This window comes from Roseburia sp. OM04-10BH, assembly GCF_003462605.1.
In the GTDB taxonomy this organism is placed as follows: Bacteria; Bacillota; Clostridia; order Lachnospirales; family Lachnospiraceae; genus Roseburia_C; species Roseburia_C amylophila.
On record NZ_QTZI01000004.1, the window covers coordinates 75,710 to 94,612 of the forward strand.

The 18,903-nt window shown below is 41.6% G+C and carries 15 protein-coding genes and 1 other annotated feature; of the genes, 14 read left to right on the plus strand and 1 reads right to left on the minus strand.

Annotated features, from left to right (window positions below):
- The first annotated feature begins 36 nt into the window (after window positions 1–36).
- The 11 genes from DXB43_RS05575 to DXB43_RS05625 all read left to right on the plus strand — a co-directional run bounded on the left by DXB43_RS05575 (window position 37) and on the right by DXB43_RS05625 (window position 11,913).
- Window positions 37–1,764: an ABC transporter ATP-binding protein gene (locus tag DXB43_RS05575; protein ID WP_117841191.1), complete on the plus strand. Its 1,728-nt coding sequence runs from the start codon at window positions 37–39 to the stop codon at window positions 1,762–1,764.
- A 143-nt stretch (window positions 1,765–1,907) separates the two neighbouring features.
- A complete protein-coding gene (locus tag DXB43_RS05580) occupies window positions 1,908–3,041 on the plus strand; it encodes a CobW family GTP-binding protein (RefSeq protein ID WP_117947030.1) in 1,134 nt (377 codons plus the stop codon).
- A gap of 27 nt (window positions 3,042–3,068) precedes the next feature.
- Window positions 3,069–4,016 (plus strand): TIGR03943 family putative permease subunit, encoded by a 948-nt coding sequence (locus DXB43_RS05585; protein WP_022243351.1) that lies wholly within the window; start codon window positions 3,069–3,071, stop codon window positions 4,014–4,016.
- A gap of 47 nt (window positions 4,017–4,063) precedes the next feature.
- Window positions 4,064–4,303 (plus strand) — a binding site (T-box leader).
- A 95-nt stretch (window positions 4,304–4,398) separates the two neighbouring features.
- Window positions 4,399–5,454 (plus strand): ABC transporter substrate-binding protein, encoded by a 1,056-nt coding sequence (locus tag DXB43_RS05590; RefSeq protein WP_117698297.1) that lies wholly within the window; start codon window positions 4,399–4,401, stop codon window positions 5,452–5,454.
- Between the two features lie 45 nt (window positions 5,455–5,499).
- The gene (locus DXB43_RS05595) at window positions 5,500–6,465 is read left to right on the plus strand and encodes an ABC transporter permease (protein ID WP_117947031.1); all 966 of its coding nucleotides are present in this window, start codon (window positions 5,500–5,502) and stop codon (window positions 6,463–6,465) included.
- Window positions 6,465–7,271: an ABC transporter ATP-binding protein gene (locus tag DXB43_RS05600; protein ID WP_022243348.1), complete on the plus strand. Its 807-nt coding sequence runs from the start codon at window positions 6,465–6,467 to the stop codon at window positions 7,269–7,271. The genes DXB43_RS05595 and DXB43_RS05600 overlap by 1 nt, the downstream gene beginning before the upstream one ends.
- Before the next feature lie 133 nt (window positions 7,272–7,404).
- The gene (locus tag DXB43_RS05605; RefSeq protein ID WP_117947032.1) at window positions 7,405–8,292 is read left to right on the plus strand and encodes a sulfide/dihydroorotate dehydrogenase-like FAD/NAD-binding protein; all 888 of its coding nucleotides are present in this window, start codon (window positions 7,405–7,407) and stop codon (window positions 8,290–8,292) included.
- The gene (gltA, locus tag DXB43_RS05610) at window positions 8,292–9,677 is read left to right on the plus strand and encodes an NADPH-dependent glutamate synthase (protein ID WP_117947033.1); all 1,386 of its coding nucleotides are present in this window, start codon (window positions 8,292–8,294) and stop codon (window positions 9,675–9,677) included. The genes DXB43_RS05605 and gltA overlap by 1 nt, the downstream gene beginning before the upstream one ends.
- 351 nt (window positions 9,678–10,028) lie before the next feature.
- Window positions 10,029–10,400, plus strand: coding sequence for a GntR family transcriptional regulator (locus DXB43_RS05615; RefSeq protein ID WP_022243345.1), 372 nt, complete (start codon window positions 10,029–10,031; stop codon window positions 10,398–10,400).
- Window positions 10,397–11,095 (plus strand): ABC transporter ATP-binding protein, encoded by a 699-nt coding sequence (locus DXB43_RS05620; RefSeq protein ID WP_117947034.1) that lies wholly within the window; start codon window positions 10,397–10,399, stop codon window positions 11,093–11,095. Before DXB43_RS05615 ends, DXB43_RS05620 begins: the two co-directional genes overlap by 4 nt.
- A complete protein-coding gene (locus DXB43_RS05625; protein WP_117947035.1) occupies window positions 11,089–11,913 on the plus strand; it encodes a hypothetical protein in 825 nt (274 codons plus the stop codon). Before DXB43_RS05620 ends, DXB43_RS05625 begins: the two co-directional genes overlap by 7 nt.
- Before the next feature lie 188 nt (window positions 11,914–12,101).
- Here DXB43_RS05625 and DXB43_RS05630 read toward each other — a convergent pair whose 3' ends face one another.
- Window positions 12,102–13,193, minus strand: coding sequence for a pyridoxal phosphate-dependent aminotransferase (locus DXB43_RS05630; RefSeq protein ID WP_117947036.1), 1,092 nt, complete (start codon window positions 13,191–13,193; stop codon window positions 12,102–12,104).
- 134 nt (window positions 13,194–13,327) lie between these two features.
- Here DXB43_RS05630 and DXB43_RS05635 point away from each other — a divergent pair, with 134 nt between their 5' ends.
- The 3 genes from DXB43_RS05635 to DXB43_RS05645 are packed head-to-tail and all read left to right on the plus strand — an operon-like array spanning window position 13,328 to window position 18,903.
- Complete coding sequence (locus DXB43_RS05635) at window positions 13,328–16,867, plus strand: DUF5717 family protein (RefSeq protein WP_147422397.1); 3,540 nt, start codon at window positions 13,328–13,330, stop codon at window positions 16,865–16,867.
- Window positions 16,868–16,897: 30 nt separating this feature from the next.
- Window positions 16,898–18,127, plus strand: a complete 1,230-nt coding sequence (locus DXB43_RS05640; protein ID WP_117947038.1) for a DUF5716 family protein — start codon at window positions 16,898–16,900, stop codon at window positions 18,125–18,127.
- Between the two features lie 11 nt (window positions 18,128–18,138).
- A complete protein-coding gene (locus tag DXB43_RS05645) occupies window positions 18,139–18,903 on the plus strand; it encodes a hypothetical protein (RefSeq protein ID WP_117947039.1) in 765 nt (254 codons plus the stop codon).

Sequence of the window (18,903 nt, forward strand, 5' to 3'; positions counted from 1 at the left end):
GAAAAATAAGCTGGTAAAGGCAAGAGGGATAGACAGATGAAGCAGAATTTAAAGAAAATGATTTCTTATTATAAACCATATCTTGGCGTATTTTTTACCGATATGTTTTTTGCATTGTTAGCAGCAGTGGCGGCACTGGTGATTCCGCTGATTGTGCGTTATATTACATCAACCGTGGTATATCTGCCACAGCAGGATGCAGTAAAAACAATTGGAGAACTTGCACTGTTTATGGTAGTGCTGGTAGCAGTCCAGTGTTACAGCAATTATTATATTTCTAATAATGGTCATGTAATGGGTGCAAAAATAGAATATGATATGCGGGCAGAAATATTTGCACATTATCAGAAACTGTCCTTTGCATTTTATGATAATCAGAAGGTCGGACAACTGATGGCACGGATTACCACAGACCTTTTTGATATCAGTGAACTGCTGCACCATGGACCGGAAAATATCGTGATTTCCCTGATTAAGATAATTGGTGCATTTGTTATTATGATGGGAATCAGTCCGAAGCTTACAGTGGCGGCATTTGCACTGGTACCGTTTATGATAGCGTATGCATATTTCTTTAATAAGCGTATGAAAAAGGCGTTCCGGCAGAACCGTATTAAGATAGCGGATATCAACAGCCAGATTGAGGACAACCTTTCCGGTATCCGCGTAGTAAAATCCTTTGCTAATGAAGAAGTCGAGCAGGAAAAATTCAGCCGCGGAAACAAAGGTTTCTTAGATGCCAAGAAGAACAGTTATCTCTTTATGGGCGGCTATCAGGCGGGACTGACTGCATTTACCACGTTGATTACCGTAGTAGTGGTGATTGCCGGAGCACTGTGGATTCCGGGCGGCAGTGTGAGTATTACGGATTTGATTACGTTTCTTTTATACATCAATGTATTTACCGAGCCGGTTAAGACACTGATTGATTTTACCGAGCAGTTCCAGAATGGATATTCCGGTTTTGAACGGTTTATGGAGATTCTTTCCATTGAACCGGATATTTCGGATGAGGAAAATGCCATTGTCATGGAAAATGTGCGGGGAGAGGTAGAATTTCAGGATGTTTCCTTCCGGTATGAAGAACATTTAAGCCGCGTTTTAAGGCATATAAATCTGAAAGTTCCGGCTGGAAGCTATGTGGCACTGGTGGGAACTTCAGGTGCCGGAAAGACAACCCTTTGCAGCCTGATACCAAGATTTTATGATGTGTCAGAAGGCAGAATTTTAATTGATGGCTGTGATATCCGCCACTATAAATTAAAAAGTTTAAGAGACCACATTGGCATTGTCCAGCAGGATGTTTATTTGTTTGCCGGAACCATTTTTGAAAATATTGCTTATGGCAAACCGGATGCAACAAGACAAGAAGTCATTGAGGCAGCAAAGAATGCCAATGCCCATGAATTTATTTTATCACTGCCGGATGGTTATGATACAGATATCGGACAGCGGGGTGTAAAACTTTCCGGCGGTCAGAAACAGCGGCTCTCCATTGCCCGGGTATTTTTAAAAAATCCGCCGATTCTTATTTTTGATGAAGCAACATCGGCACTGGATAATGAAAGTGAAAAAGTGGTACAGGAATCACTAGAGAAGCTGGCGAAGAACCGGACAACATTTGTAATTGCCCACAGGCTTTCTACGATAGAAAATGCAGGGCGTATTCTGGTGCTGACTGAGCAGGGAATCGAAGAAGAGGGCACCCATGAGGAGCTGCTTGCACGGAATGGAATTTATGCAGGGCTATATCATACCCATTGATATTGAGAAAAGCTATTTATAAAATTTGTATGAAGTTCACGCGGTTTGCTTGAGAAATTTTACTTTTTCTGCTATATTGCAATAGGTAGACAAATCAATTCAGTGTGAAATACACTTTAATTATTAGAAAGAAGGATGTTAAAATGACAAAAATTGATATTATTTCAGGCTTCTTAGGAGCTGGAAAGACCACATTTATCAAGAAAATGATAGAAGAGGCTTTTGTTGGTGAGAAGCTGGTACTGATTGAAAATGAATTTGGTGAAGTCGGTATCGACGGCGGATTCTTAAAGGATTCCGGCATTGAGATTACCGAGATGAACTCAGGATGTATCTGCTGTTCCCTGGTAGGAGACTTTGGAAAGAACTTAAATGAAGTAATTACTAAATTCCATCCGGACCGTATTTTAATCGAGCCGTCAGGAGTTGGTAAACTTTCTGACGTAATGAAATCTGTTATTGATGTGGAAAAAGAGCAGGATGTGAAATTAAATGCACTGGTTACAGTTGTAAATGCAAAGAAAGCATCCAAACAGATGAAAGCCTTTGGCGAATTCTTCAATAACCAGATTGAATTTGCAACAACAATCGTATTAAGCAGAACCCAGAGCACAACACCGGAGCAGTTAGAACTTTGCGTAAAACAGATGCAGGAATTAAATGGCAAGGCTGCAATCATTACAACTCCTTGGGATGCCATCAAAGGTGAGCAGATTCTCAAAGTTATGGAAGGACAGGATTCTCTTGAGATGAAACTTCTTGCAGAGGCACATCATAAAGCAGAAGAGGAAGAACATGAGCACCATCATGACCATGACCACGAAGACCATGACCACGACCACGAAGAGCATGAGCACCATCATGACCATGACCACGAGGAGCATGAACACCATCACAATCACGACCATGAGGAGCATGAACATCATCATGAGCATGGCGAGAACTGCACCTGCGGATGCCATGACCATGACCACGAACATCATCATCACCATCATGCAGATGAGGTATTTACAAGCTGGGGCAAAGAGACTCCGCATAAATTTACCCGTGAGAAGATTGAAGAGGTATTAAAGACCTTATCCGAGAGCGAAGAGTATGGTATGATTCTCCGTGCAAAAGGAATGGTAGAGGATGTCAATGGTTCCTGGATTTACTTTGATATGGTTCCAGGCGAGTATGAATTAAGAGACGGAGAGCCGGATTACACCGGAAGACTCTGTGTCATCGGTTCTAAGATTGACGAACACAAGATTGAAGAATTATTCGGCATTGCATAATGCCCGTCAGATAGGAAAGGGGAAACCATGCAGGAGATTCCAGTATATTTATTTACCGGATTTATGGATAGCGGTAAGACCACATTAATCAAAGAAACACTTTTTGAAAATGATTTCGGCGGGGACAACCGTACGGTAATTATTGTCTGTGAAGACGGCGATGAAGAATATGATGAAGCAAAATTAAATACCATTAATGCGAAGGTTGCGATGATTGAGGAGCAGGAAGATTTTACAACAGAGACCTTGCAGAAAATTCAGGAGACATACAAACCGGAGCAGATTTTTATTGAGTATAACGGTACCTGGGATATTGCTACGTTGCTTGAGACAAAGATGCCGGATGGCTGGGTAATCGTACAGTCTTTGGCAACCGTAGATGCCACTACATTTGAAATGTATCTTGCCAATATGCGTGCCATGATTATGGAGCAGTTATTTAAGGCAGACGTAGTAATCTTTAACCGTTGTGATGACAATACACCAAAGGGCAAGTTCCGTCGTGCAGTAAAAGCACAGAACCGTCCGGCACAGATTGTATACGAGCGTGCCGATGGAACGATTGATGAGAGTGCCGATGAAGAACTGCCATTTGACATCAATGCAGATGTCATTGATATTACCGATGCAGATTATGCAATCTGGTATATGGATGCACAGGATAATCCGAAGAAATACGATGGCAAGAAAATCAAATTCCTTGCGTTGGTATATAATCCGGAAAAGATGAGCAGGAAGGGCATGTTCGTGCCGGGACGTTTTGCCATGACCTGTTGTGTAGAGGATGTACAGTTCTTAGGATTTAAATGCAAATATCCGAAGTCGGAAGAAATCGGTCACAAATCATGGATAAATATTACCGCAGAAGTTCATGTGGAATTTGCCAAGGAATACAGAGGAAAAGGACCTGTCCTTTATCCGGTATCCATCGAGCCGGCAGAGAAGCCGGAAGATGAACTGGTATATTTCTCATAAAAAAGTGTTGACAATGTGAAAGAAAAGTATTATTCTAACTTCAATAAGAGAAACCGTTGAGAAAGAGTAGTAAGCTTGATTGGAAATCAAAGAGAGCTGCAGGTGGTGGAATTGCAGTATGGAAGATTTTGCTGAATGGACTTTCGAGGGTGGCCTGAATTAACAGTAGGCGTCACCGGGAACCGAACCCGTTACCAATCCGGCATGTATGATTCGTACATGAATGAGTGGACAATTCGTCAATATGAGTGGTACCGCGATAATAAGATTTTATTACCGTCTCAAGCATAAGCTTGAGGCGGTTTTTTACTGTTGGAAAACAGTAAAAGCGCTTTCTCTTATGAACAACAATAAATCATATAAGAAAGAAGAGGTAGTAATTATGAAGAAGAAAATGATGGCAGCAGTATTAACAATGGCTATGGCAGTAGCAGCAATGGCAGGATGCGGAAGCAACAGTGCATCCAATGATGCAGCAACAACAGAGAAGGCTGCAGCAGATGGTAAAGTTTATAAAGTAGGTATCGTACAGTATGTAGATGATGCTTCTTTAAATCAGATTGAGAAAGCAGTAGAAGCAGAGCTGGATGCAAAAGCAAAAGAGCTCGGTGTTACTTTTGATTATAAAGATTATACTTACAATGGTCAGGCAGATTCTTCTACCTTAAACCAGATTGCAACAGACCTGGTTGCAGAAGATGTAGATGTGATTATTCCAATCGCAACACCAACCGCAATGATTATGCAGGCAGCAACAGAAGAAAATCAGATTCCGGTTGTATTCTCTGCAGTCAGTGATCCGGTTACTGCAGGACTTGTTGAAAGTATGGATAAACCTGGTTCCAATATCACCGGAACATCGGATGCATTAAATACAGAAGCTGTAATGGACTTAATGTTTGCAGCAAATAAAGACATTAAAAAAGTAGGTCTTTTATATAATAAGAGTCAGGATTCTTCCACTGTTCCAATTCAGGACGCAAAAGATTATCTTGATAAAAAAGGCGTTGAATATGTAGAAAAAACAGGAACAACCAATGATGAAATCTCTCTTGCAGCAGATGCATTAGTTGCAGCCGGTGTAGATGCCGTATTTACACCGACCGATAACACCGTAATGACAGCAGAACTTGCAATTTATGAGAAATTTGCAGAAGCAGGCATTCCACATTATGCAGGAGCTGACTCTTTCGCATTAAACGGAGCTTTCTGTGGATTCGGTGTAAACTATGTTGACCTTGGTACTGCAACAGCAGACATTGTAGTAGATATTTTAGTAAATGGGAAAGATCCTGCAACAACAGCAGTACAGACCATGAGCAACGGAATCGCAACTGTAAATACAGATGTGGCAAGCCAGCTTGGAATTGATTACAGCGTATTTGACGGTATGTGTGAAAAAGTAGTAGAGATTCAGACCGCAGAAGAGTTTGAATAAAAAGATAAAACGATAGTATGATAAGATAGTCAGGGGGATTAAAGAATGGGCTCCATATTTACAATATCCATTTTACAAAGTGCATTAGAGCTAGGGTGTATATACGCCCTGGTTGCACTGGCATTGTTTGTTTCATTTTCCATATTAAATATTGCAGATTTGTCAACCGATGGCTGCTTTACCTTAGGCTGTGCCGTATGTGCCATGGTAACGATACAGGGTCATCCGATTCTGGCACTGGCAGCAGCAATGTTAGCCGGTGTATGTTCCGGATTTATCACAGCATTTCTGCAGACAAAGCTTGGAATTGAATCAATTCTGGCAGGAATCATTGTAAATACGGGGCTCTATACCATTAATATTGCAGTCATGGGATTTGCTTCCCAGGTGAACCTGTTTAATTGCAATACCATATTTACCATGGCAAAAAATGCCATTGGTGGTGGCTGGTATAAACTGATTGTGGCAGCATTAATCGTACTGGTAATCGGCGTGATTTTATCCGCATTTTTAAATACCAGATTAGGTCTTTCCATCCGGGCAACCGGTGATAATGCTGACATGGTAAAAGCCTCCAGCATTAATCCATCCTTTACGATTACCGTAGGTCTTTGTGTAGCCAATGCAATGACTGCATTATCCGGCGGTGTATTAGCACAGTACCAGAAATCCTGCGATATCAACCTTGGAACCGGTATGGTAACCATCGCACTTGCCAGCCTGATTATCGGAGAATCCATTATCGGAAAAGGCTCCATGTTTCGCAGAGTATTAGGCGTTGTATTAGGAAGCTGCCTGTACCGTTTCTTAGTAGCCGTTGCATTAAGACTGAATGTTCCGGCAGAGGCACTGAAACTGGTTTCTGCAATTATCGTAGCAATTGCAATTGCATTCCCGTTCCTGAAAAAGAAGGCAGCGTTTGTCAGACAGAAGAGCACAGCACAGAAGAAATTAAAAGACAATATGCGTCTGGAAGAAGCAAATGCAAAGGAAATGGGAGGTGACCGATAATGTTAGAAATGAAGCATGTATCTAAGACGTTTAATCCGGGAACCGTAAATGAAAAGAAAGCATTGTGTGATTTGAATCTGGTTCTTGAAGATGGAGATTTTGCTACAATCGTAGGAAGCAACGGAGCAGGAAAATCAACTACATTTAATGCAATCACAGGTGCGTTCTATGTAGACGAAGGACAGATTATTCTCGATGGAGAGGATATTACATATAAGAAAGAATTTTTGCGCAGTAAAGTCATTGGTCATCTGTTTCAGGACCCGTTAAAGGGAACAGCTCCACATATGACCATTGAAGAAAATATGGCACTGGCATATCTTCGTGCATCCGGAAAAGAAAATGCATTTTTCAGCAGAATCCGTAAATCCGATAAGGAAAAATTCAGAGAACTGTTATCCCAGCTTGATATGGGCCTGGAAGACAGAATGAAGCAGCCGGTGGGATTATTATCCGGCGGTCAGAGGCAGGCACTTACCCTTCTGATGGCAACGATGGTAACACCGAAGATTCTTCTTTTAGATGAGCATACGGCAGCACTTGACCCTGCAACAGCAGAGAAAGTATTGGAACTGACGAAAAAAATTATTGCAGAGCATCATATTACCTGTCTTATGGTAACCCACAATATGCATCAGGCATTAGAGCTTGGCAACCGGATTCTGATGATGGATTCCGGAAATATTGTCCTTGATTTAAAGGATGAAGAGAAGAAGAAAATGACGGTAGACAGCCTTTTGGAACAATTCCGCATCCAGGCAGGAAAGCGTCTCGACAATGACCGAATTTTAATGTCTGCACAGTAAAAATTGAAATTGGTAAATTTTTTTTAAGAAACAAGTGTCGGAAAATGTTGATTTTCTGACACTTTTCCTATATGATTAAATCTAGTGGTCTGGAATTCCACGAGTTGATGTAAACAAAGTATGGAGGTATAGTATGTATCCTATTATAAAAAAGGAAAAGCTGGCAGATAAGATTTATCTTATGGATGTCAAAGCAGAGCGTGTTGCAAAGTCTGCAAAGCCAGGACAATTTGTAATCGTGAAAATCGATGAAGAAGGTGAGCGTATTCCGCTTACTATCTGTGATTATGATGAAAAAGCAGGAACTGTAACAATTGTATTCCAGACAGTTGGAGCTTCCACAGAGCGTATGGCATATTTAGAGGAAGGAGATGCATTCCAGGATTTCGTTGGACCACTGGGCTGCCCATCCGACCTTATTGAGGAAGATATAGAAGATTTAAAGAAAAAGAAGATCGTATTTATTGCAGGTGGTGTTGGAACTGCACCTGTATATCCGCAGGTAAAATGGCTGCATGAGCATGGTGTGGACTGTGACGTTATTATGGGTTCTAAGACAAAAGACCTTTTGATTCTGGTAGAAGAAATGCGTAAAGTTGCAACCAATCTTTATGTAACAACCGATGATGGTACTTATGGCTTCCATGGAATGGGAACCAACCAGTTACAGGAATTATGGGATAAAGGTGTCCGTTACGACCATTGTGTTGCCATCGGACCAATGATTATGATGAAATTCGTTTGTAAACTGACCAAGGAGCTTGGCATTCCAACTGTTGTATCCATGAATCCGATTATGGTAGACGGAACCGGAATGTGTGGAGCATGTCGTCTTATGGTTGGCGGCGAAGTAAAATTCGCATGCGTGGATGGACCGGAATTTGACGGACATCAGGTAGATTTCGACCAGGCAATGAAGAGACAGCTTCAGTATAAGACAGAAGAAGGCCGTGCAATGTTAAAATTGCAGGAAGGCAATACCCATCATGGTGGATGCGGTCAGTGCGGAGGTGACAAATAATGGAAGGATTAACAAGAGTACCTGTACGTGAACAGGAGCCAGAGGTACGTGCAGCAAACTTTGAAGAAGTTTGTCTTGGCTATAATGAAGAAGAAGCAGTAGCAGAAGCAAAACGCTGCTTAAACTGTAAAAATGCACAGTGTATGAAAGGATGTCCGGTTTCCATTAATATTCCGGCATTTATTGCACAGGTAAAAGAAGGCAACTTCGAAGAAGCTTATCATATTATCAGTGAATCATCTGCACTTCCTGCTGTATGTGGCCGTGTATGTCCACAGGAGAGCCAGTGTGAAGGAAAATGTATCCGTGGTATCAAAGGTGAGCCGGTTGCAATCGGTAAGTTAGAGCGTTTCGTAGCTGACTGGGCAAGAGAGCATGGAATCAAGCCTAAGAAAGCAGAAAAATTAAATGGACATAAAGTAGCAGTTATCGGTTCCGGCCCTGCAGGTCTTACCTGTGCCGGCGATTTGGCAAAGCTTGGCTATGATGTTACTATTTTTGAAGCATTACATGAAGCCGGTGGAGTATTAATCTATGGTATTCCGGAATTCCGTCTTCCAAAGTCAAAAGTAGTTGCAGCAGAAGTAGAAAATGTAAAAGCTTTAGGCGTTAAGATTGAGACTAACGTTGTCATTGGTAAAGCAGTTACCATTGATGAATTAATGGAAGAAGAAGGATTCGAAGCTGTATTTATCGGCTCCGGTGCAGGACTTCCAAGATTTATGGGAATCCCTGGCGAGCAGGCAATGGGAGTATTTTCCGCAAACGAATTCTTAACCAGAAATAACCTGATGAAAGCATTCCGTGATGACTATGACACACCAATTAAAGCCGGAAAAAAAGTTGTTGTAGTTGGTGGTGGTAACGTTGCAATGGATGCAGCCCGTACCGCAAAACGTCTCGGCGCAGAGGTACATATCGTATACCGTCGTGGCGAGGAAGAACTTCCTGCAAGAAAAGAAGAAGTACATCATGCAAAAGAAGAAGGCATTATCTTTGACCTTCTGCAGAACCCTACTGAAATCTTAGTAGACGAAGACGGATGGGTAAAAGGCTGCCGTGTCATCAAGATGGAATTAGGTGAGCCGGACGCATCCGGAAGAAGAAGTCCGGTGGAGATTCCAGGTTCTGAATACGAAATCGAAGCAGATACCGTAATCATGTCTCTTGGTACCTCTCCAAACCCATTGATTTCATCCACTACCAAGGGTCTGGACATCAATCGCAGAAAATGTATCATTGCAGAAGAAGAGACCGGAGCAACCTCCAAAGATGGCGTATACGCCGGTGGAGATGCAGTAACCGGAGCAGCAACCGTTATCCTTGCCATGGGTGCAGGAAAAACTGCAGCAAAGGGAATTGATGAATTCTTACGCAATAAATAAAGCATAATAATATAGCTTAAGGGACGCAGGATTTTTCTGCGTCCCTTTTTTACTTTACAGGAAATTGCTTTCCTGTAAAGTAAAAAACGCTCCGCGAGGATGCGCACTGCGGCGTATAAGGTAGATGTCGCAAGCGACCGCCGCAGGCGCGAGAATGTGCCAAGGCACATTCTTTGTTTTAAGCAGGTGGCTAAGTGACCACCTTATTGGTTACTGGTGTCCACCTGGTGGCCACTATTTCTGACATGAGGAATAAATTAAGGATTGGTAATGAAAATCCTCTTGACAAATCCGTCGTAAGAATATATTGTATTACTTATATAGTACAAAAATACGGAAAGGGGTGATTGCATGGCATGGGAATTGGATTCGGATCGTCCTATTTTTATTCAGATTGTGGAGCGGATTCAGATGGAAATAATATCCGGTAAATACAGTCCGGGAGATAAGTTACCTTCTGTCAGGGATCTGGCGGCGGTAGCTGCAGTAAATCCGAATACGATGCAGAAAGCACTGACAGAGTTAGAGCGGACAGGACTTGTGTATTCCCAGCGTACAAGCGGGAGATTTATAACGGAGGATGCAAAAATGATTGAGGAGTTGAAGAATAATCTGGCACAGGAACAGATTAAGGAATTTTTGGAAAATATGAGCAAGCTTGGCTATAAGAAATCAGAAACCTTATCTTTGATTCAGGAGATTTTGGAGGGAGAGCAGGCATGAGTACATTATTGGAAGTAAAAGATGTATGCAAGCGATATGGAAAGAAAACTGCGCTTGACCATCTGAACCTGACCTTAGAGAGCGGACATATTGTTGGCCTCTTAGGACCGAACGGAAGTGGAAAGACAACACTGATTAAGCTGATTAACGGAATCCTTACTCCGGATGAGGGCGAGATTTTGGTGGAAGGAATGAAGATTGGCGTAGAGACAAAGAAGGTGATTTCTTATCTGCCAGATCATACGTATCTTAACATGGGGATGCGGGTACGTGATATTTTAGATTATTTTGAAGATTTTTATCAGGATTTTGATGTGGTAAGAGCTTATGATATGCTGGCAAAATTATCCATTAATCCCAATGATAAATTAAAATCCATGTCCAAGGGAACCAAAGAAAAGGTGCAGCTTATTTTAGTAATGAGCCGTCGTGCGGACTTATATGTTCTGGATGAGCCGATTGCAGGAGTAGACCCGGCGGCAAGAGATTATATATTGCGGACGATTCTTACCAACTATGATGAGAATGCAACGATTCTGATTTCAACCCATCTGATTGCAGATGTTGAGAATGTATTAGATGAGGTAGTTTTTATCCAGAATGGAACAATCAGCCTGACTTCATCAGTAGATGATATTAGAATTAATCAGGGCAAATCGGTGGATGCTTTGTTCCGGGAGGTGTTTAGATGTTAGGAAAAGTAATGAAACATGAAATGAAAGCAACCTGGAAAGTATTATTTCCACTGGCAATGGTTTTAGTCGGCGTTACGTTAATTGGCATGCTGATGATGAATATGCAGGTTTTCGAAACAGATATGGGAGCCTTAGTCGGTCTGGCAATGCTTCTTTTGTATATCATCGGGCTGATTGCATTGAGTGTTACGGCATTTATTTTTCTGCTGGTTCGGTTTTACCACAGCATGTATGGTGCAGAAGGTTATTTGTCACATACCCTTCCGGTAACCACTTTTTCCTTGATTAACGGAAAGCTTTTGGTGGCGGTATTCTGGGATGCAATTACGACAATACTTGTTTATGTTTCGGCATTTTCATTGATCGTGACAGCTGGATTGAATCTGGGTAATGAAGGGGAAAGAATCAAGCTGGGAGAATTGCTGCAGCAGCTGGGAGATATGATAGGAATTTCGATTCCGGCACTTTTTGGCTGGGCAATATTATATAGTGTGATTTCTGCATTTTCAGCTATGCTTATGGTATATGCCAGCATGGCAATCGGTCAGTTGTTCCGCCACAAAGTTGCAATGTCTATTGTAATGTATGGTGTATTATATGCGATTCTTCAGATTATATCTTTTGTGATATCCATTAATTCAGCAAATGGATTTGTTGAGAAACAGGCTGCAATGGGAGATGACAGCTTCTTTACCCTGACCATTGCAAATATGTATGGAAATATATTTTCAAAGAGCATGATATTTTCCATCGGGGTATCAATTGTATGCTATATCATAACAGCAGTGATTACCCATAAGAAATTAAATCTGGAGTAAATGAGAAAACTACTTGTTGCGTATCTTCGCAGAGCGTTTTTCGCTTTACAGGAAAGCAATTTCCTGTAAAGTAAAAGGCGGAACCAATCAAAAATAGACTGGTTTCGCCTTTTTACGTCGTCATGAATTCCATAGAAACTGTTAGTGGCAGTTCCGGCTGGCACAGATTAGCGGAGAAAAATAAGAAATTACTTCGAAAGAAGACAGTCAATCAACTTATCATTCATCTCCGGCATCATAAAGCAGAAGCGGATGTATTTGTTATCTAAGAAAGGAAAAGTAGAGCAGTCGCGAATCATCATATTCTTCCGGATTGCTTTATCAAATAAATCCGCAGAAGTAATGTCCTCTCTTAAGATTTTAAGAAGCATGAAGTTGCCGGATGGCTTGTATGGTTTGAAATCCGGGTGATTTTTAAAGATTTCATAAATCCGGGCACGCTCTGAAGAAATAAGAGATTTTGTCTGCCGGATGTATTCCTCATCGGTAAACATCAATTCTCCGGCAATTACGGCAAGAGAGTTAATGGTCCATGGATTTTTTCTGGTATTGATGGATTTGATTAAATCCTGATTGCCGCTGATAGCATAGCCAAGGCGGAGCCCAGGAGCAGCAAAGAATTTGGATGTTCCACGCAGGATAATAATATTGTTATAGTAGTGGGTCAGTGGAACTGCGGTAATTTCATCCATGTTATCGGCAAATTCCACATAAGTCTCATCCACCATGACAAAGATATCATATTGCTTGCAGATATCTAAAATCCGGCGCATATCCGTCCGGTTGATACAGGATGAGGTAGGGTTATTGGGATTGCAGAGTACTAAAAGGTCGATGCTTTCATTTAAGTGAGCGGTAAAATCATCCACATCAAGGACGAAATCGTCCTTTTCACGGAGTGGATAGTAGAGTGTAGTACCACCGCCTAAGGAAATTTCGCGCTCATATTCCGAATAAGTCGGACCGAGAATCATGGCTTTTTTCGGATGCTCAATCTGAATAAAAAGAGAGATTAATTCCGTGGAACCATTTCCTACAATGACCTGGCTGGCATCGGTGCCGGTATAAGCGGCGATGCATTCTCGTAAAGAAGTATATTCCCGGTCCGGGTAGGATGTAATGGCATCAATATGGGAAGCCAAAGTACTTCGCAGCAGCGGAGATACGCCTAAGGGATTGACATTGGCGGAAAAGCTTGTAATATCCTCTTTTTTGATACCGTAAACGGCTTCTATTTTCTCTAAATCACTTCCGTGAAAATGTTCTTTTGGTGTTATCATGAAAAAGACCTCCTGTTAAAATACAACGGAAAGAAAGTTGCATGTGTGTTTTAAATAGTTTATAATCTATTATAACTGTAATGAGAGAAAAAGCAACAAAATCTCATATCGGAGAAGGAAAAGCAGGTGACATTTTGCGTAGACGGATTCAGAGACTTGCAGCAGGAAAATTTGAACAGGAACAGCCGGTTTTATCTCTTTCGGAAGAGAAGATTGAAATTGAGGTATTAGAGGGACAGGATTATACGGGAGAATTTGTGATTGAAGTATCCAACCATGTTCCGGTAAAGGGGCTGATTTATTCCTCTAATCCATATATGGAATGTCTGACACCGGAATTTGAAGGGGAAGAAGTCCGAATCGGATTTCAGTTCCATAGTGAGGGTTTCCGGGTTGGTGATATACAAAAGGGTGAATTCTGTATTATTTGTAATCAGTTGGAATACAGCCTTTCTTTTGTTGTGTCTATAATCCGGCCTTATGGAAATGCGTCTACCGGAAGAATCCGAAATCTCAGTGATTTTATCAAACTGGCACAGACGGATTATATGGAAGCTTACCGCCTGTTTGCTTCCCAGGGCTTTCAACATGTATTAAAAGAAGAAAAAGGAAAAGAACTATTATGGTATGCCGGCTTTGGCGGACCGGGAGCATTGATTTCCGGTATGGAGGAGTTCTTGGTTACAATCAATGCCAAGCCACGCATTGAGCTTGCGTTAAAAGAACAGGAAATTACCTATCAGGATATCAAAGAGGAGCAGAAGGAAACGCTTTTTGTGCAGAAGAATGGCTGGGGGTATATAAGCTTTGAAGCACAGACAGACAGCAGCTTCTTAAAACTGGAAAAGAATGTTTATACTTCAGATGATTTTACCGGAAGTATCTGCGACCTTATTTATTATATTGACCCGGCAGAACTTCATACCGGAAAAAATTATGGAAGAATTACTTTAGAAAATATTTATCAGCATCTTACTTATGAGATTACCATAATCAGGACGCCGGAGCGCAGAGAACAGGAGCATATCGATTATCTGGAAGAGCAGAGAACACTTGCACATATCACCGGAATCTATCTCAATTATCGTTTGAAAAAGATTGGCGCAGGACTTTTTGCATCAGGAATGTTAGATGCACTGAATCATCTGATTGCAATGCGGCCGGAAAATGACTGGTATCTTCTGATGAAAATACAGGCATTACTGGTAAGCGGACAGAAGCAGGAAGCAGAGTGGTTATTTGATGAGTTCCGGCGGAAAGAGGAAGCAAAAGATACACCGCTTTATGCATATTTCCTCTATCTCCGTACGTTGTGGGAGCGGGAAGAATCCTATGTGAACCGGCTGACTGCAGAGATTGAAGAAATTTATCAGAAAACAGATGATATCCGGGTGTTCTGGATGCTGCTTTTCTTAAAGAAAGAATATTGCGAAAATGATACCAGAAAAATCCGGGCAATTGAGAGCCAGATGTTAGACGGCTGTAACAGTCCGTTTTTCTATATCGAAGGATTCTATTTATACTGGCAGAATCCGTATCTTTTAACGAGACTTACTGATTTTGAAATCCGCATTCTTTACTGGGCGGCAAAAAAAGGTGTGTTGACCAGTGACCTTGCCATGCAGATTACGACGCTGGTATCGGAAAAACGGGTATTTCATCCGCTGCTTTATAAGACTATGTGCGTGGCATATGATAAATTTCAGAATAATCAGATGTTGTCAGCAATCTGTGCTTACCTGATAAGAGGACAGCGTTTTGGATTGCATTATCATATCTGGTTTGAACGTGGCGTGGAAGAAGATTTGCGGCTGGCAGGATTAAATGAAGCATATTTAATGTCCATGGATTTACTTGCCATTAAGAAAATTCCACGGATGATACAGATGTATTTTCAGTATAACAGCAGCATTCCATACAAACAGAAGGCGGCTCTGCTTGCAAATGTAGTAGCGTTAAAGGAGAAAGAGCCGGAGGTATATTCCAGTTACCGGAAGCGGATGGAAGAATTCGCAATTGCCCAGATAGAAGAAGGTCATATCGATGATAATCTGGCGATTATCTATTCTGATTTATTAAATAAAGGCATGATACAAAAAGAGATGGCAGGACCACTGGCGAAGATTCTCTTTACCCATAAAATGAACTGTTTTGCACCGAATATTGTGCGGATGTATGTTTTGCATGACCAGCTGCGAAAAGTGCAGTGTGTGCCGATTGTAAATGGCAGTGCTTATTTTGAGTTATACAGCAAGGACTATGTCATTGTATTTGAGGATACGAAGGGATACCGGTATGGCAGTGAGATTTCATACCAGCTGGAAAAGCTGATGAGGCCTGGTGCCTTTTACCGTACCTGCATGGAATATGCACCATATGAGATTTCGTATCTTTTGTATCATTTTACATCCAGGGATACCCACCGTGCATTTATGCCGGAGGACAGTGAGTATTTACGCATCTTTTTAAAAGAGGAAGCATTGCGGGAAAGTTACCGGGCAGAGCTTTATGCAAAGGCAGTACATTTCTATGAGCAGGAAGATAATCAGGAACTGGTGGAAGAGTGTCTGCGTCATGCACCGATTTCTTCTATGAAGCGGGATGACAGAGCCTATCTTTTGAATCTGATGTTGGAATACCGGTTATATGAGATTGCATATCCGGATATACGGGAATTTGGCTGGGAAGGCATCCGTCTGGAGAAACTGACGGCACTTCTGACTTATGAAATAGAAGAAGCGGATTATGAAAGTGATGACTTCCTGCTGGCACTTTGTGCAGTGACTTTTCAGGCGAAGAAATACAGTAAAGAGATGCTGCAGTATTTAGCACAGTTCTACTGCGGTCCGACCCGTGTAATGGCGGCGGTCTGGTCAGCAGCGCAGACCTTTGATATAGATACCAGAGACTTGGAAGAACGGTTATTGATGCAGATGTTATATACGGCAGAATTTGTAGAACAGGTGCAGAGCATTTATGAAAGCTTTGTGTCACACGGAGCACCACATCTTCTGCGGAAAGCATATGTAAATTATTTTGCACATTTCTATTTTGTGCATCAGGGCATTGTACCGGAAAATGTCATTAAAGGCTTAAAGAAAAATTATGAGGAACGGGAAGAATTAAGCCAGGTGATGAAGCTGGCGCTGCTTTATGCTGTTGCGAAGAGGGATTTGTCCATAGAAGAAAAAGGTGTAATGGAGATGACAGAGCAGCTTCTACAGGAGCAGCTGGTTCAGAATCTTTATTTCGCATTTTATCAGCAGATGCCGGAAGAGATTCGCTATCGATTTCATTTTTACGACCGGAAGTTTGTGGAATACCGGACAAATCCGAGCAAGCGTGTAGTGATTCACTATCAGAAAGGTGAATCCTATGTGGATGAAGATATGAATGAGATGTATGAGGGCATTTTCGTAAAAGAATTTATCGTATTCTTTGGAGAAGAAATTCCGTATTATATTTCAGAGGAAGCACCACGGGAGTCCGTTGTGACTGAGAGTGGACGGCTTTCCTGTAAGGATGTCTGTGGCAGGGAAAACGGAAGCACCTACGATATGCTGAATGAAATGGAATTAGAATATACCTTAAAGGATTATGAAAAATTAGAACGTCTTTTACGGAAATATGACAGTATGAAGAAAAGGAATGAAGAACGTTTTCAACTGATGTAATAACAGGGAAAACAATAACAGGGTGATGGTATGAAGGAAAAAAGCCTTTCAATAGGACTGGATTTTGGAAAAAAATACGCATTAGTATCATATTGTACATCCGATATGTCAGAGCCGGATACCATCAGTACCGTGGCAGGCAGTGAATTGTATCAGATTCCGCTGAGTCTTTGCAAGAGGAGGGGAATCGGACAGTGGTATTACGGAAAAGAAGCAGAGACTGTCATGAAAAATGGTGAAGGAAGCGGCTGTGACCGGCTCTTCAGCCGGGCACTGGCAGGCGAACCGGTTACCGTGGAAGGGGAAACATATGATACGGTAGAACTGTTAAGTCTCTTTGTCCGTAAAATTCTTACGGTACCGCAGAAATTCGGCACATCCATGAAGCTGGCAAGAATTACCATTACCATGGACACTTTAAACCGTGAGAAGATGGAATTGATTGAAAAATTAGCCGGACGGATGAAGTGGACGAAAGAGCAGTATCATGTCATCGATTATGCAGAAAGCTTTTATTATTATGCTTTGAGCCAGAAGGAAGAACTGTGGCTGCATGATGCAGTTCTCTTTGATTATTCCAAGAACAGTATGCGTTTTTATTACATGGAGCGTAATCTGAATTCCACACCACAGCTGGTTCATATTTATCTGAAAGATTATGGTCCTTTGATTGGCAATAAAGACACTGCGTTTTTAGATGTAGTAACAGATGCCGTTTCCCGTAAAATCTATTCTTCGGTATATCTGACCGGGGATGGTTTTGATGGAGAATGGATGAGAGAATCCTTAAAATTTCTCTGCAACGGAAGGCATGTTTTCTTGGGCAAAAATCTTTATGCTAAGGGAGCCTGTTATGCATCCTGCATCCATACCGGAATGCAGCCATGGCAGTTTGTCTATATTGGCGAGAATGAGATGAAGGTAAATATCAGCCTTAAAGTAAAAGACCGGGAAGAACTTATTTTCCATACACTGGTAAGTGCAGGAGAAAACTGGTATGAAGCAAAGAATCAGTGCGAGATTTTACTGGCAGGTACGAATACCGTTGATTTCTGGCTGCAGCTTCCGGATAGCAGGGAAGCAAAGATAGAATCCTTAGAGCTTACGGATATTCCAAAACGGCCGGAACGTATGACCAGACTTTCTGTTATGACAGAAGCACTGTCGGATTCCGCTGTAAAGGTTACCATACGGGACCTTGGATTTGGAGAGATTTATAAAAGCTCTGAAAAAGTGTGGGAATATAAAATGGAACTGTAGGAGGAGACCTCATGGGAGAATTGATTTTATGCAATCGGAAAGAAACCGATGTGCCATATTATTTAGAACAGAATATGATAAATATCTATTCCCTGGAGGAATTGAACTGGTATATTTTAAACCACACGGAATATCTTGACGATTCTTTTGTGTCGGATGATTTAATCAGCTGGATTGCAGAGGAGTTAAAAGACCTGGAGTTAGCCGGGCAGTTAAAAGAGGCTGTCCGAAAGAAAATAACGCTGGCAAAGAAAGTCCGACTTCTGATGGATGCCTGCGGCTTTTGCACAAAGAAAGAAAAAGATGAAATCGAATATGCACTGGCAGAAGTAGAAAATAAATCAGAAATTGAATGTATGAAAATCAGGGCAGACAGAAGCCTTATGAATCATCGGTATGTCATGGCTATCAGGGAATATATGCGTCTGCTGCAGAAGGAGGAGGCGGGGAAGCTGGCTACTTCTGTCATAGGAAATATATGGAATAATATTGGAGTTGCACATACCGGATTATTCCTGTACCGGGATGCGGCACGATGCTTTAAGAAAGCTTATGACTATAATAACAATCCGGCATGTATGCGGGAGATGGAAGAAGCATGGCGGATGGCAGCACCGGATGAAAAGGAACAGGTTTATGAAGTATCAGAAGAACTGCAAAAGACATTAGAGGATATTCATAAGCAATGGAATGATGAGGAAGAAGTACTGGAAGCATTTCGAGATGTGCTAGATAAGAAAAAATATATTTACGAAAGCAATGGACGGTGGGCATAA

Coding starts and splice junctions, on each gene's coding strand:
- gltA (WP_117947033.1), top strand. CDS start 8,292: ATGGAAGGATTAACAAGAGTACCTGTACGTGAACAGGAGCCAGAGGTA.
- DXB43_RS05575 (WP_117841191.1), top strand. CDS start 37: ATGAAGCAGAATTTAAAGAAAATGATTTCTTATTATAAACCATATCTT.
- DXB43_RS05645 (WP_117947039.1), top strand. CDS start 18,139: ATGGGAGAATTGATTTTATGCAATCGGAAAGAAACCGATGTGCCATAT.
- DXB43_RS05625 (WP_117947035.1), top strand. CDS start 11,089: ATGTTAGGAAAAGTAATGAAACATGAAATGAAAGCAACCTGGAAAGTA.
- DXB43_RS05630 (WP_117947036.1), bottom strand. CDS start 13,193: ATGATAACACCAAAAGAACATTTTCACGGAAGTGATTTAGAGAAAATA.
- DXB43_RS05580 (WP_117947030.1), top strand. CDS start 1,908: ATGACAAAAATTGATATTATTTCAGGCTTCTTAGGAGCTGGAAAGACC.
- DXB43_RS05585 (WP_022243351.1), top strand. CDS start 3,069: ATGCAGGAGATTCCAGTATATTTATTTACCGGATTTATGGATAGCGGT.
- DXB43_RS05600 (WP_022243348.1), top strand. CDS start 6,465: ATGTTAGAAATGAAGCATGTATCTAAGACGTTTAATCCGGGAACCGTA.
- DXB43_RS05615 (WP_022243345.1), top strand. CDS start 10,029: ATGGCATGGGAATTGGATTCGGATCGTCCTATTTTTATTCAGATTGTG.
- DXB43_RS05605 (WP_117947032.1), top strand. CDS start 7,405: ATGTATCCTATTATAAAAAAGGAAAAGCTGGCAGATAAGATTTATCTT.
- DXB43_RS05640 (WP_117947038.1), top strand. CDS start 16,898: ATGAAGGAAAAAAGCCTTTCAATAGGACTGGATTTTGGAAAAAAATAC.
- DXB43_RS05590 (WP_117698297.1), top strand. CDS start 4,399: ATGAAGAAGAAAATGATGGCAGCAGTATTAACAATGGCTATGGCAGTA.
- DXB43_RS05620 (WP_117947034.1), top strand. CDS start 10,397: ATGAGTACATTATTGGAAGTAAAAGATGTATGCAAGCGATATGGAAAG.
- DXB43_RS05595 (WP_117947031.1), top strand. CDS start 5,500: ATGGGCTCCATATTTACAATATCCATTTTACAAAGTGCATTAGAGCTA.